Below are 14,372 nucleotides of genomic sequence, written 5' to 3' on the forward strand. Positions count from 1 at the left end.
GGTGTATTCCACTTGTAACAATCATGCCACCACTTTGAGGATTCCCATCTCATCTAGAACTTGCCTGGAACAAGCCCACCTCAAATACAAAAATATATCCCAACGCAACGCGAAATTCTTACATAAGTGACGCATGGCAATCTAAAAACTAACGATGTTTCGCTCCGTCCCGACGGCATTTCTAATTATTTTTTCAACTCATAACTACAATATTTCAATATACTTATGACACTCCCCGTCCAGGAGACTGATTAAAATGGACTGATTTCCAGGACAAATCACGCTATACAATTGCATCATCTGCTCCGAAAAATCGTACTGTTTTTTCAAGATGTAACGTTTTTAATGGTCTTCGGGGCAGAACCAAGCCGATCAATTATGACAGCGGGTTATCTACAGAGGCCCGGTTACTGCTGTACTTACGAACAAAAATGCTCTGAGATCACAAATTGTGCTTTGTCGGAGAGATTAGTTTTTAATTAGCATCTTTCGATCGGCCGAATCAGTGAGATTCTGCAGAGATCGAAATGGAGAGATTGAGCTATGAGAACGAACGGATTCGTTGGCTTGATGATTGCGGGAATCTGCTGTTTTTCGACGCAGATACTTTATTCTCAGTCAGATTTCCCAGTCGAACCATCAAATGAATCTGAAGGGGTCTTCAGAATTTCAAATACGTCAGACTATGATGGTCCAACCGTCGACGCCGTCTCTTTCGCGCCGTCCTCCCCGAGAACTTCTGATTTATCCCCGATCGCCATGCCGGAAGGGGGGCAGTATGCATCAACCGAGTATTACGGTAACGCGGATGAATACTATGGTCCCTTCGAAGAATACCCTCAAGGTGACTGGATCGATGATCCTTATCTTGAGGACGCGACCTATGAACGCCTGGGTCTCGTCGCTGGTGCCGCCGCAGTCTTTGTAAAACCGGGATTCGATACTGACACCGCATTTCTGACGGAAGATCAGTCAGGTGCCGGCACAGTCACCACTTCAAATGACTTCCCATACAACTATCAGTCCGCACCGCGAATTAACCTGGGAGTCATTGATAACGAAGGACTCAGCGCTCAGGTTCGCTGGTTCCAGTTTGAAGATGATTCCTCCAACGGTGCCATCGCGCCGAGCAACTTCGTGTTTTTTAACGGATTACCCACAAAGACTGCCATTGGTGGTATTCGTGCAGGTGGCCAGGCAGGAGATACCATCCAGACTTTCAGTAATATCAAACTCTATACGATTGACGTTGATTTGAGTCAGGAATTGAATTTTGAACGCTGGCAGACCACATTCGGCGGTGGTTACCGTCACGCATCTGTGAGCCAGCAATACAATGCCGTCGGTACCGCCAGTGGTGCTCCCGTCTCTTCTAATGCCGGACACCGTTTCGACGGAAATGGTATTGTTGTCTTTGGTGAAGCACGCCGTCCATTAGGGTTGTTCGATCGACGCTCCAAAGGGACCTCCAGCCTCTCATTTATTACCAGTGCAAAATATGCTGCACTCTGGGGCAATTCCAAATACTCTGCAGAAGACCTGACACCTGGTCCCATTGCTGCAACAGCTCAAACCACGTCGAAGAAATCGCTAAGCATCACTGAAATTCAAATCGGTATGCAGGCTGATTTTGTCCTCCAGACCGGAGCCCTGATCTGGGTCCGAGGCGCCTGGGATGGAATGTGGTGGAGGGGCGCTGGATCCGCTGCCAGCGAATCGGGTGACCTGAGCCTGCTCGGTGGATCGATCACACTGGGGATGGACTGGTAAACCGCTCTCTTATAAATATCAAGCTACAAAAACAGCCCCGTCAGTAACTCACTGGCAGGGCTGTTTTTTTTTATTTCAGTCAGGAATTTTACTTTTCCGGAGGTGCCTCCAGGGTCTTGATAAATACCAGCAGATCAGCCATCTGCTGAGGATTAATCTCTTTTTCCAGACCATTAGGCATCAGAGAAACACCATTGGAGAGCAGCGTATCAATGTTGTTCCGCAAAATGATATCTTCTTTGCCTTCGGCTCTGCGAATGGTATAGCTCGTCGCAGTTTCTGCAGCAATGATACCCGTGTATAATTTTCCCTGCTCCGTCACGACCGTGTAGGCGTTGTAATTCGACTGTGCCTCACGACTTGGATCCAGAATAGCAATCAACAGGTCATTATCAGACTTGTTTTTGGTAGTCGCCAGATTGGGTCCGACGTTATGTCCCTTGTCACCCACCTTATGACAGGCGGCACAATTCTTCATATACACTTTCTGACCATTGACGGTATCCCCCTTAAGCTCCAGAGCAGCTTCATAACTGCGAACAATCTTCGCACGGTCGCTGTTAACTTCGCCTCCGACCACCTTCTGTGCTCGTTTACGAATCCCCTTATCCGGATGATTCGTCAGCAGATCTTTTTTGTCTCGTGACAACTCATTCAGCTTGACCTTTTTGTCCTGAATCGCTTTCAACAGACTGTCGATGCGTACGGAAGATCCCAGTAGTGCATCAACAACATCCGCTCGCACAGCAGGACTGAATGCGGACCAGTTTTCCAATAACGCAGCACTCACATCCGGATGATCCATCCGCGATAACGAGGCGACAGCAGCCTCCTGAATTTTCGGTGACGAACGAGGGTTCAATACCTCAGCCAGCACGTCACCAGAGACACTGAAGTCAAAGAAACCCAGCAGTCGGATGGCGGCGACCCTGTCGGCAACCGGCTTGTCTTCCTCAGTGACCATCTCAACCGCATCGGCAATGGTTTTATCAAATCGCTGCTTGACAACAGGGTCCAGTTTCGGGTCTTTCAGCAGCGTCGCCAGTGAGGCACCCCGACGCCCCAGACCTTCGCCTAATGCCCCCAGAACCAGTTGTTTTTCCGCCAGTGAAACAGCATCATCTGAGACAAACTCCAGCACGGTTAAGGCATCTGACGTATCTTTTTTCGCTCCAGAAATCCGCAATAGTTCAATCACTAAAGATCGCTTACTGCCTGACAGCGTTCCTTCCGCGGCGTTTAAGAAATTCACCGCCAGTGGACCTGCAATCTGGGCAGAAGATGTCAGGACGGCAACCTGCATATCACCATCATAATTGGGGGAATCAACCAGTTTTGTTAAGCCGGCTATCGCAGCCTGATTGTCAAATTCACCGAGCGAGAACGCCAGTTGCAGCTGGACGCGATACTCGGGATCAGAAGTCAACGCCAGTACTGCTTTTGAAAGTTCAGGACTGTCCTGTGCCTGTTTTTCAGACAGACGAATTGCCTGTTCGCGAATTCCGGCCTGGGGATCTTTCAGCGCTTTCAATAACAGATCTGCACTCAAGGCATTTAATCCATCCAGGGTCCACAGAGCGTGCAGACGTGCCAGCGGCTGTTGAGAATCTTCAAACAGTCTGACCAGATCTGGAACGGCAGTCTGATCCTGCCGTTCCCAGATCAGCCTCTGTGCCGTTTCCCGGTTCCAGACATTGGGAGATTCGAGCTGTTGCACCAGCTGTTCGACTGTCATCTTCCCCAGTTTCTGTACTGGAAATTGAGTTCCCTGTGGGTGAACCAGACGATAAACACGTCCTCGATCATGCCCACTTTCCAGGTCCAGATGACGTTTAATATCCTCGGGAATCGAAAAGGGATGTTCGATTGTTTCGCGATACATGTCGAGCACCCAGAGCGTTCCATCGGGAGCATTCACAAAATTGACAGGACGAAACCAGTTATCATTGGAGGTGATAAATTCAGTCTGCTCATCCGCGCGGGTTGCCACATAGGTGGCGCCATTTTCGTCCATGGTCTTGCGATGGATCAGGTTGCCTCCCACATCACCAATAAACGCGTTCCCCTGATACTCTTGCGGATAGGCACTGCCCCGATAAATCGTCACACCGGTTGCTGAAGTAAAGAAACCCGTCGCAACCAGTTCCGTCGGGGAAAGTCGTTTTCGAAAGTTGGGATCGGCTGCCCGTCGCGCTGTACGTACAACACGGTACGGTTCCGGTGGACTTGTCCGGAACACAGGAGCGGCTGCCCCTTTCCGCGCTGCGGTTCGTAAGACTCCAGGAACCGCCAGATATTCATTTCGCTTCAAATAATGACTGGGATAAACGACATGTTGAATATGGTTGCTGTTGCTGCAGACAAATCGATTGCCCCAGTCATCCATGGAATGTCCAAATTGTGAACCACCAGAAACGGGCTCCAACTCTCTGGTTTTCGGGTTCAGTTTCAGATCACGACGACCGGAAGGAATGACTTCTTTGCCATCCTTGAGAATCGAACCACCATTGGTACCACCCGCGAAATAAATATGGTTATCCAGGCTCCATTTCAGATTATTAGCCAGTCCCTGCACATTATTTGTTTTCAGACCGGTGAAGACGGTCTCGCGGATATCCGCTTTGTGATCACCGTCTGTATCTTTAAAATAATAGATATTAGGAGGGGCAATCACGTAGACGCCACCATCATAACAGCAGACGGAAGTCGGCCAGGTAATTGTGTCGGCAAAGACAAAGCTCTGATCCATTTTACCATCGCCGGTGGTGTCTTTCAGCAGGCGGATCACACCCGCTTTTTTTCTCACCGGACGGTCGAAGTAATCGGGAACCTGATCCGGCAGATAAGGATAGCCACGCATTTCCGCCACAAACATCTGGCCGTTTTCATCAAAACAGGCATCCACAGGATCCATCACGTCCGGCTCAGAGGCGACCAGTTCCAGCTGAAATCCGCGTTGAAGTTTGAATCCTTTCAAACTGTCTTCCGGCGACGTCGCGGGAATACGCTTGAGTCGTTTGGCTAAATCACCCTCATCAGGCAATGGCTTCTGGGCAGTGGCCTGCGAAAAATAACCACCACTGGCCATCAAAATAATGGCGAAACAGCCAGTGGCCAGACAGAATAGATATCTCTTAGAAACTGAACGCATAGAAGCCGACTTTCTCTTTCAGCAAAGGCATGGATCAGGAAGGAGGCTGCCGCGTCTCCGAAAACCATTGGTTTTCGAAATCCCGGCAGGTAAAGCGCACAACTAGATCGCATCACATTTAACCATAGCGTCTCACAATCTATTCTACTCGGTCCAAATGGCCCTGGAGACGCGACAGTAAAACTGGACACAGTCTAAAGTACCCAATAACAAAAGCCCGGGCAGCCAGTCCGACAATTATAAAGAACGTTAACGAATACGTTCTACCTTAGCCTGATCGAGAGGGAAATCAAGTCCAGATCTATTGAATTGCAGAACTCAGAACGACGCATTCACTCCTACGTCAGTTCTGTTGAGAACCCGTGCAGAAAAATTGAATCAGGAGAAATTATTCCCATTCAATCGTACTGGGGGGCTTGGAGCTCACATCATACACAACCCGATTGATACCGCGGACGTTGTTGGTAATCCGGGTCGACATTCGTTCCAGAACATCGTGAGGCAGTGGAGACCAGTTCGCCGTCATGAAGTCATCCGTTTCGACGGCTCGAATGGCAGCGACGTCTTCATAAGTACGACCATCTCCCATCACTCCCACAGATCGAATGGGCAGCAGGACGGCAAACGCCTGTTTTGTTTTACGATACAGGTTCGCTTTATGTAATTCTTCGATGACAATCAGGTCTGCTTCTCGAAGCACTTTCAGTCGTTCTTCCGTGACTTCACCCAGGCAACGGACTGCCAGGCCGGGCCCGGGGAAGGGATGACGATAGATCAGCTCATCCGGTAACCCCAGTTCATGTCCCATCTGGCGAACTTCATCTTTAAATAATTCACGCAAGGGTTCGATCAATTCAAATCCCAGTTTTTCAGGTAATCCGCCTACATTATGGTGAGATTTGATGGTCGCCGCTGGTCCATCGGGGTTGGCCCCCGATTCAATCACATCCGGATAGAGTGTCCCCTGCGCCAGAAATTTGGCATTTTCAATCGAGACCGCTTCCTTCTGGAAGACCTCGATAAATAACCTGCCGATAATTTTCCGTTTTTCCTGGGGATCAGTGACCCCTGCTAATTCGGATAAAAACAGATCGCGTGCATCAACCACATGTAAGTCGGTTTTAAAATGTTCCCCAAAACGATGCTCCACTTCATCTGCTTCCCCTTTCCGCAGCAAACCGTTATCAACAAAGATACAGGATAATTGAGATCCGATAGCACGGTACAAGAGCGCGGCGACGACCGAGGAATCAACTCCCCCCGATAAACCACAGATCACCTGCTTGTCACCTACCCGTTCGCGAATCGATTCGATTTCCTGCTCAATCAGGTTGGAAATTTTCCAGGTCCCCTCGCAACCGCAAACTTTTTGTACGAAGTTAGAGAGCAGCAGACCTCCAAATTCGGTATGCGTTACTTCGGGATGAAACTGCAGACCGAAAAAGGGTTTACTGTGGTGTTTGACTGCAGCAAACTGACAGGTTTCCGTAGAAGCCAGAGATTCAAAATGTTCGCTCAAATTCTGAACCTGATCTCCATGGCTCATCCAGGCAATAAAATTGCTGGGAACTCCTGAAAACAGATTGGAATGGTCGAGAACCGTACTCGGTGTGCGTCCAAATTCCCGGGAATCTCCCCCTTTCACTTCACAACCTTGTGAAGCACAAACCAGTTGCATGCCGTAGCAGATCCCCAGAATCGGAATCCCCAGATTAAAGATTTCCGGGTCCGGCTGAGGAGAGTCTTTACCGTAAACGCTGGCGGGACCTCCCGAAAGGATAATCCCCTTCGGATTCAACTCGCGGATGCGTTCTGCGGACAGATCGGGGCGGGCCAACTGACTGAAGACGTTCTGTTCACGTACGCGTCTTGTGATCAGTTGGGCGGTTTGGGAACCAAAGTCCAGTACAAGGATCAACTCTTCCTGCCTGGTATCAATAACACTCTGGGGAACAGCATCCTGCTCAGAGACATGTGGATCAGTCATTACGTTCTCGAAATTTAGAATCAATCATCACTCATCTTGTGAGATGCTCGCGCCAAGCCCTCTCAAGAGGTTGCTAAGATTAAAAAACAGCCTGTTTGACTTAAGTTAGAACTGGTATGAAAAGCAAACCGCTATCTTAGCGATTCCATTTTCGAAATCCAATTCTGCACGATCAATTCAATCAACTAATACTGGAATCTTTGCCATTCAGTCAAAATACAAAAGCTACAAAGTCTGTAGGCTCAGTGATCGCAAATTTCACGGTTTCCATTTCTGGCATGAGTGATGTTTTATATCGCAAAACTGTATCTATTAAACAAGTTAAGGCAATAATAGTTTCAGATGAGCGTTTGAACCATTTCTATCGATCCGTCCGATAATTCCACTAATAGCACAACTAGCGGAAAAGTAGCATCCCTCTGAAGCAGGAAACCATCTGTCATTTCAGAGAGGAATCAGCCACGCGTCAGGAAACTGGTACTTTTCCACTCTCTTTTATCTCGATGCCAGGAATCAATCACATGTTTTTCTCATGGAAACATCTTCTCTCCAGACACTGTCTGGCTCTGTTTGCAGGAACCACTATTCTGTTCGTCGGCGGCCAGGCAAATGCTCAGGTTCTTCCTGGTACAGGAACCCGCATCGATGGCGCCTGGGATGACTTTGAAGATGAATCCTGGGAATACATTACCAATCTCCCTAAGAGTAGTACCAACGTCGATAAGGATACACGTTATCCACTGGGACAGTCTTCTAATGGCGTCTGGACTGAGAGCGCAAAACGCGGCCAGCCCGATGTGGTACAACGCGTTCCCACTCCGGAAGGGGGCCTGCCCGGCAGTAAAAGTTCTCTACTGCTGAAATCGCTGCATACCGGTGTTCCCGGACAAGGCAGCCGAGGCTCAAATCAGGATGACCTGATCATGTCGGGAAGCATGGTTTCTGTTGCATACTCCCCCAGCATTATCACGCGCGTCTATCTGCCTCCCTTCGAAGAATGGGAAGATAAAACCGGTACTTCATTCGGTTTTCGTGCCGCTGTCAAAGCGCCCATGAAGTCCAGCTCCAGATCACGCCGACGGTTCTTCCGCAGCAGCCCTTCGACCAAAATAGAGACCATCTACCTGGGTATGTTCATTCAGTTTAACAGCAAAACCGACAGCCCCAATGGTGAAGATTCCGCCATGTTCGTAGTTCGTGCAGACAGCTCAGGTCAGGATTTCATAGGTCCCGAAATCAAACAGACCGGCTGGTGGACATTAGGCATGTCGTTTACTCCCGATGGACGAACCCACTACTACGCGAAACCAGGCGTTGGTCCACTGACTCAGGCCGACCGCTTTGCTTCACATTATCCTTATGGAACCCAGATCCAGTCATTCCACACGGCATTCTTTAATGTCTGCAATCAAGATAACGGAAGGACCTGGTCTACTGAGTGGATCATTGATGATCCGGCAATGTACTACATCAGCCGCTAGTCAAACAGAAGGATCTCAAACAGAAGTTCGTTTGAAACAAATCAGAATATTTCAGCAACGGCATACTCCCTCAGGGTATGCCGTTGCTGTTTTTACGTTTATGATATTTTACGTTCGCCACGGCGTCTGATACCCGTTTAATCTCATCTTTTGTTTTGGATCTGCTGATGTTCGAAAATAAAATCAAAACACTGACTGCTCAAGGTGATGTCGCTTTGGGAGTGGGTATGCCTGACGCTTCAGAAATTCTGGCGAAACTTTCCGTCGACACAGGCGTCGATTTTTTGTGGATTGACCTTGAACATCGTCCCTACGGCATCAATGAAGTCAAGAATCTCCCACTGATTGCCCGTAGAAAAGGTTGCATGCCCATGATCCGCGTACCGGGTCTGGATCCGATGTACTTCAAAAAAGCACTGGATATTGGTGCCAACACCATCATGGTTCCGCAAATCAATAACGCGGAAGAAGCAAAGCTGGCTGTGCAATATGCCAAATACCCTCCTGAAGGCACACGTGGAGTTTCGCCTGACTGGGTCATGTTCCTGGATTACACTTTTGATGATTACCTGCCTTACGCCAATCAGGAAACCACCATCGTCGCTCAAATTGAGTCCCCGGAAGGCATCGAAAATATCGAAGCCATTGCTGCGGTAGACGGGATTGATGTGGTCTTTGCCGGTCCGATGGACCTGTCTGCGTCACTGGGGATCATCGGTCAGATTCATCATCCGGAACTGCAGAAACTATTGGCCGATTTTCCCAAACGGGTTGCCAAAGCAAATAAACCTGCAGGAATCACCTTTGGTGACCTGGACCGTTGTCGGCAGGCCATCGATGAAGGTTATCGATTCGTGAATATCGGCTCAATCGCTTCACTCGGCGCAAATGGAATTAAATCCGTCCTGCCTGAACTGCGAGAACGAGCCCGAAAATAATCGGGGGAACTGCCCTGACTCCTCTGGAACACATAAACACAAGTTGATACAATTGTCTCGAACCACTTGAAGTCTTATGAGGTTTTGCAGGAGAGAGAACGGCATGTTGACGCTCTTGGGACAGGATCACGGTGACGGATCTTTCTGTGATCGATTATCGCGACGCAACTTTCTACAAATCGGCAGCTTGGGGCTTACTGGCCTGACGCTGCCTCGTTTGTTACAGGCCGAAACAGGAAAAACCGCTAAGAAGCGACAGAAGTCGGTCATTATGATCTACCTGGTCGGTGGCCCACCCCACCAGGATATGATCGATCTCAAACCGGAAGCGCCGAAAGAAATTGCCGGTCCCTGGCGACCTATCTCCACGAATGTTCCCGGGATTGAAATCTGTGAAGCATTCCCGCGACTGGCACAATCCATGGATAAGCTGGTTCTTGTCCGTTCGATTGTCGGTTCACAAAGTGGCCACGATGCCATCCAATGCTTCAACGGGCATGACCCCCGCAAACTGACTCCGCAGGGTGGCTGGCCTCAATTTGGTTCCACAGTCGCAAAACTGCAGGGCCCGCATATCGAATCGGCGCCCCCGTTCATCAGCCTCTGCTACCCTTGCACTCACGGTCCTTATAATGAACCGGGACCTGGTTTCCTGGGACTGTCACAATCCCCCTTCCGTCCGATGGGTCCGACCCGTCATGACATGGTTCTGAATGGGATTTCACTGGAACGACTGGCTGCGCGCAAACAACTGCTGCAGAGCATCGATAATTTCAAACGCGAAGCAGATGCATCGGGAATGATGACGGGCCTCGACACATTCACCGAACAGGCCATGGGAGTGCTCACCTCATCTCAACTGGCAGAAGCCCTGGATCTCTCAAAGGAAAATCCCCAGACAGTCGCGCGTTACGGGACGGGTGATCCCACCAAATTCATCGACAGTAACGGCGCTCCCCGTGTCCCGCAGAGTATGCTTGTCGCTCGTCGATTGATTGAAGCTGGTGCCCGGGTGGTCACGCTCAATTACAGTAAATGGGACTGGCACGGCGGCAAAAACAATTCCATCTTCAAACGCGAAGCAGAAGACTTCCCTGTCTTTGACCAGTGTGTGAGTGCGCTGCTGGAAGACCTGCATCAGCGCGGACTGGATCAGGATTGTACAGTCGCCATCTGGGGGGAATTCGGTCGGACCCCCAAAATCAGCTCACGAGTCGGCCGCGATCACTGGCCGCGCGTCAATTCGGCCATTCTGTTTGGTGGCGGCATGAAAACCGGACAGGTCATTGGTGCAACAGACAGACTGGGAGGCGAAGCCGTCGACCGACCAGTCACATTCCCCGAACTGTTTGCCACTCTCTATCACAATCTCGGTATCGAAACACAGCATACGACTGTCGATGACTTCAGTGGACGCCCGCAATATCTGGTCGAAGGAGATGCCAGACCATTACCCGAGCTCATCTGATGTATCTGGCCTGAATCCGATCCACTGGGGCTGTACAGCCGATTAAAACTTGAATCACTGTCTGCGATAACGTTAGAATGGCAGATAGTGCTCTTTCGAGAATACTCCCTCCATTGAAGTGAGGCACAGCGTATACCACAGTGTCTCGACAGGCTTCAGCCAGATCATTACTTGAACACCGTATAAGAAACCAGCGCATGAAGCAGTTTATTCGTATCACATCTCTGGTTTTACTCTTGATCGGTTTGAGTCGTTTTTCGAACTCTGCGGAAAAAGCAAACGAAACAGCGGCTGCAGTCCCCCGCTTTACGAGTGAACAACTCGAATTTTTTGAAAAATCGATTCGCCCTTTACTCTCCGAACATTGTTACGAATGCCACAGCAGCCAGGCCAAACGTCTGGAAGGTGGTTTGAGACTGGATGCCCGTTCGCTGCTGTTGAAGGGAGGCGACTCAGGACCGGCGGCGGAACTGAAACAACCACACGACAGTCTGTTGCTGCAGGCGGTCCGCTATGAATCGTATGAAATGCCACCCGATACACGACTGCAGCCCGAGCAGATCGCGGCGTTATCCCGCTGGGTTGAAATGGGACTTCCCTGGCCTGACGAAAAAACGCCCGCCACGTCTGCAGCGGCGAAAGTATTCGATCTGCAAAAACGCAAACAGGAACACTGGGCCTGGCAGCCTGTGAAGGATCTGAAACCTCCCACAGTCCAACAGAAAAACTGGTCGGCGCATCCCGTCGATCAATTCATCCTGGCGCAACTGGAAGAAAAGCAGCTGCACCCGAGTCAGCCAGCAGACAAAAGAACGGTTCTCCGTCGTCTCTCTTTCGATCTGACTGGACTGCCTCCCACTCCCGAGCAGATTCACAATTACCTTGCGGATTCGTCTCCGAATGCGACGGAGAAAGTCGTCGACCGGTTACTGGCTTCTCCCCGGTTTGGCGAACGCTGGGCACGACACTGGCTCGACCTGATGCGTTATGCAGAATCCCGAGGTCACGAGTTCGATAACGATGCCCCCAATGCCCATCAGTATCGAGACTATGTCATTCGCGCCTTCAACGCTGACCTGCCCTATGATCAGTTTGTCACAGAACACATTGCCGGCGATCTCCTTGAGCAGCCTCGTCTCAATCCTGAATCACAGTTTGATGAATCCGTGCTGGCCACTGCTTTCTGGTACCTCGGTGAATGGGTGCACTCGCCTGTCGATATTCGCAAAGACGAAACAGACCGCTTCGATAACGCGATTGACGTGATGACCAAATCGTTTCTGGGCTTGACGGTTTCGTGTGCCCGATGCCACGATCATAAATTCGATGCGATCTCCACAAAAGATTACTACGCTCTGTACGGTTATCTCCAAAGCAGTAATTACCACCAGGTCAGATTCGAATCAAAGGCACACAATCAGAAAATTGCGAAACAGGTTGAACAACTCGATCAACGGCAACAGGAACTTCTCAAAGCAAAAATCAAACCGGCCTTCAGCGAAGGCATTCAAAACTTCTCGAAATACTACTGGGAAGCCAAAGCGCTGGCAGAGAAAGATCCTGCAGAAAAAACAGCCACCCTGGAAGCGGAACTGCAACAGCAGGCGGTTCAGGGAACACTCTCGCCTCAAATTCTGAAAAGCTGGGTCCGCTTTCTAAAATCAAACCCGGATCAGGGTCAGCTGATGTCAGTCCGTTTTATGCTGGACTCAGGCAATGAGTCAACATTGACGCCCCCTTCACCGTTAGCAAAAAATCAATCCGACAAAACAGATCAACGCGCCATCATCGATTATTCGCAGTCTGCTCCTGAAGAATTCATTACGGATGGATTTATCTTTGGCATGGCACCTCGCTCGCAAGGAACGCTGGTCCTGGATTCGTCTGGTACGCTTCCGGTGCTACTTGCACAAACCGAAGGTGCCGCCCGGCGTGATCCACTCTGGAACGATCTGGTTGACACGAAATCGCCTCAACTGAACCAGAAAAACAAACTGCGGTCCTACCCCCGCGCCGGTAGAACACTCCGTACTCCCACATTCGAAGTCCAGGGAGCAGTCAATTATCGCGTGAAAGGAGACTGCTGGGTTTACGCCTGCGTCGATTCCCATCGACTGCTGTTTGGTCCTTTGCATGGTTCCACACTCAAAAAAGTGCAAGCCAGCCCCCATGGCAAGCCGGTCTGGATCACGCACGATCTGTCCCGCTACAAAGGACATCGCGTCCATCTCGAATTCACTCCCATCGATCAGTCCCCCCTGGAAGTGTATCAGGTCAGACAGGGAGCGTCTTTTCCTGAACCTGACCTGACGACTGTGAGTCTAGCGGGACCCCAGGTGCCGCTAGACTTGGAAACCGCTTTTGACGAATTTGTTTCCGGTAAGTCTGATCCAACATCTCAGTCAGTGGCTCTGGTCAACTGGGTGCTGACACATCCTGATCTGTTCTCTGAACCTCAAAGTCCGGCACGACAAGATCTCAAAGCAGGAATCGATGACTGGCAGCAGCAGCGGAATGCGTTGAAAAAGTCGGTCCGGACCGCATCCCAGACCGCGATGGCAATCATGGATGGCAGCGCCGAAAATGATCATGTCCTGATTCGAGGCAGCCATCAGAATACAGGTCCCCTGGTGGAACGTCGTTTCCTTGAAGCGCTGGGGGGCGCTGCACCCGGGAGCAAAGCAGGCAGCGGTCGCCTGGAACTGGCTGCAGCAATCAATGACCCTGCGAATCCATTAACGCATCGTGTGATCATAAATCGGATCTGGGCTCATCTGTTCGGTCGTGGCATCGTGCCCAGTGTTGATAATTTCGGCGTGCTAGGCGAACGTCCTTCGCATCCTGAACTCCTCGATTTCCTGGCGTTGAAGTTTGTTAAAGAGGGTCGCTCTCTTAAACAGATGATTAAATATCTGGTGCTGACTCAGACCTATCAGCAGTCAAGCAGTACCACTCAGGATATCGCAGACATTGATCCCGATAACATTTTGCTTTATAAAATGCCTTTAAAACGCCTGGAAGGGGAAGCGATCCGAGATGCGCTGCTGCAGATTTCGGGACGTCTTAACAAAACCCTGTATGGACCTTCGATCCCCGTTCATCTGACAAAATTCATGGATGGCCGAGGCAAACCTCCCGTCAACGGTCCTCTGGATGGCGCAGGCAGACGATCCATTTATATTCAGGTCCGCCGTAATTTTCTCTCACCCATGATGCTGGCTTACGATACCCCCAGCCCTTTCAGCACGATGGGCCGCCGCAATGTTTCTAATGTTCCCGCACAGGCGCTGATCATGATGAATGATCCGTTTGTACTTCAGCAGGCGGAACTATGGGGTAAGCGTGTTTTAACCCAATCCGGTTTGCAGACCACTGAGGACCGGATTCGCTGGATGTATGAATCAGCATTAGGCCGACTCCCCACGACGAAAGAACTGCAAACTGCGCAAGAATTTATTGAACAGCAGGCGAAAGTTAATCCTTCCGATTCAGATCAAGCGAGAATCTGGTCTGAACTGGGCCATGTGATCTTCAATCTCAAAGAGTTTATCTACATTTTTTAGACTGTGTCCAGTTT

Annotated in this window: 7 protein-coding genes; 5 read left to right on the forward strand and 2 right to left on the reverse strand. The window is 50.1% G+C overall.

Features of this window, described 5'->3' with window-relative positions; genetic code table 11:
• The first annotated feature begins 543 nt into the window (after window positions 1-543).
• Window positions 544-1,770, forward strand: a complete 1,227-nt coding sequence (locus tag Pan161_RS22020; RefSeq protein ID WP_145230889.1) for an Lpg1974 family pore-forming outer membrane protein — start codon at window positions 544-546, stop codon at window positions 1,768-1,770.
• An 88-nt stretch (window positions 1,771-1,858) separates the two neighbouring features.
• On the opposite strand, the gene Pan161_RS22025 is transcribed toward Pan161_RS22020, so the two are convergent.
• Both Pan161_RS22025 and guaA read right to left on the reverse strand, forming a co-directional pair.
• Entirely contained in the window at window positions 1,859-4,921 is a 3,063-nt protein-coding gene (locus Pan161_RS22025; RefSeq protein WP_145230891.1) for a PVC-type heme-binding CxxCH protein, read from the reverse strand.
• Window positions 4,922-5,309: 388 nt separating this feature from the next.
• Complete coding sequence (gene guaA, locus Pan161_RS22030; protein WP_145230893.1) at window positions 5,310-6,908, reverse strand: glutamine-hydrolyzing GMP synthase; 1,599 nt, start codon at window positions 6,906-6,908, stop codon at window positions 5,310-5,312.
• 521 nt (window positions 6,909-7,429) lie between these two features.
• On the opposite strand from guaA, the gene Pan161_RS22035 reads away from it, so the two are divergent.
• The 4 genes from Pan161_RS22035 to Pan161_RS22050 all read left to right on the forward strand — a co-directional run bounded on the left by Pan161_RS22035 (window position 7,430) and on the right by Pan161_RS22050 (window position 14,358).
• Window positions 7,430-8,389, forward strand: coding sequence for a hypothetical protein (locus tag Pan161_RS22035; protein ID WP_145230895.1), 960 nt, complete (start codon window positions 7,430-7,432; stop codon window positions 8,387-8,389).
• A gap of 167 nt (window positions 8,390-8,556) precedes the next feature.
• Window positions 8,557-9,327 (forward strand): HpcH/HpaI aldolase family protein, encoded by a 771-nt coding sequence (locus Pan161_RS22040; RefSeq protein WP_145230897.1) that lies wholly within the window; start codon window positions 8,557-8,559, stop codon window positions 9,325-9,327.
• A 103-nt stretch (window positions 9,328-9,430) separates the two neighbouring features.
• The gene (locus tag Pan161_RS22045; RefSeq protein WP_145230899.1) at window positions 9,431-10,795 is read left to right on the forward strand and encodes a DUF1501 domain-containing protein; all 1,365 of its coding nucleotides are present in this window, start codon (window positions 9,431-9,433) and stop codon (window positions 10,793-10,795) included.
• Between the two features lie 197 nt (window positions 10,796-10,992).
• A complete protein-coding gene (locus tag Pan161_RS22050; protein WP_145230901.1) occupies window positions 10,993-14,358 on the forward strand; it encodes a PSD1 and planctomycete cytochrome C domain-containing protein in 3,366 nt (1,121 codons plus the stop codon).
• Window positions 14,359-14,372: the final 14 nt, after the last annotated feature.

Origin of the sequence: Gimesia algae (genome assembly GCF_007746795.1) — a bacterium.
In the GTDB taxonomy this organism is placed as follows: domain Bacteria; phylum Planctomycetota; class Planctomycetia; order Planctomycetales; family Planctomycetaceae; genus Gimesia; species Gimesia algae.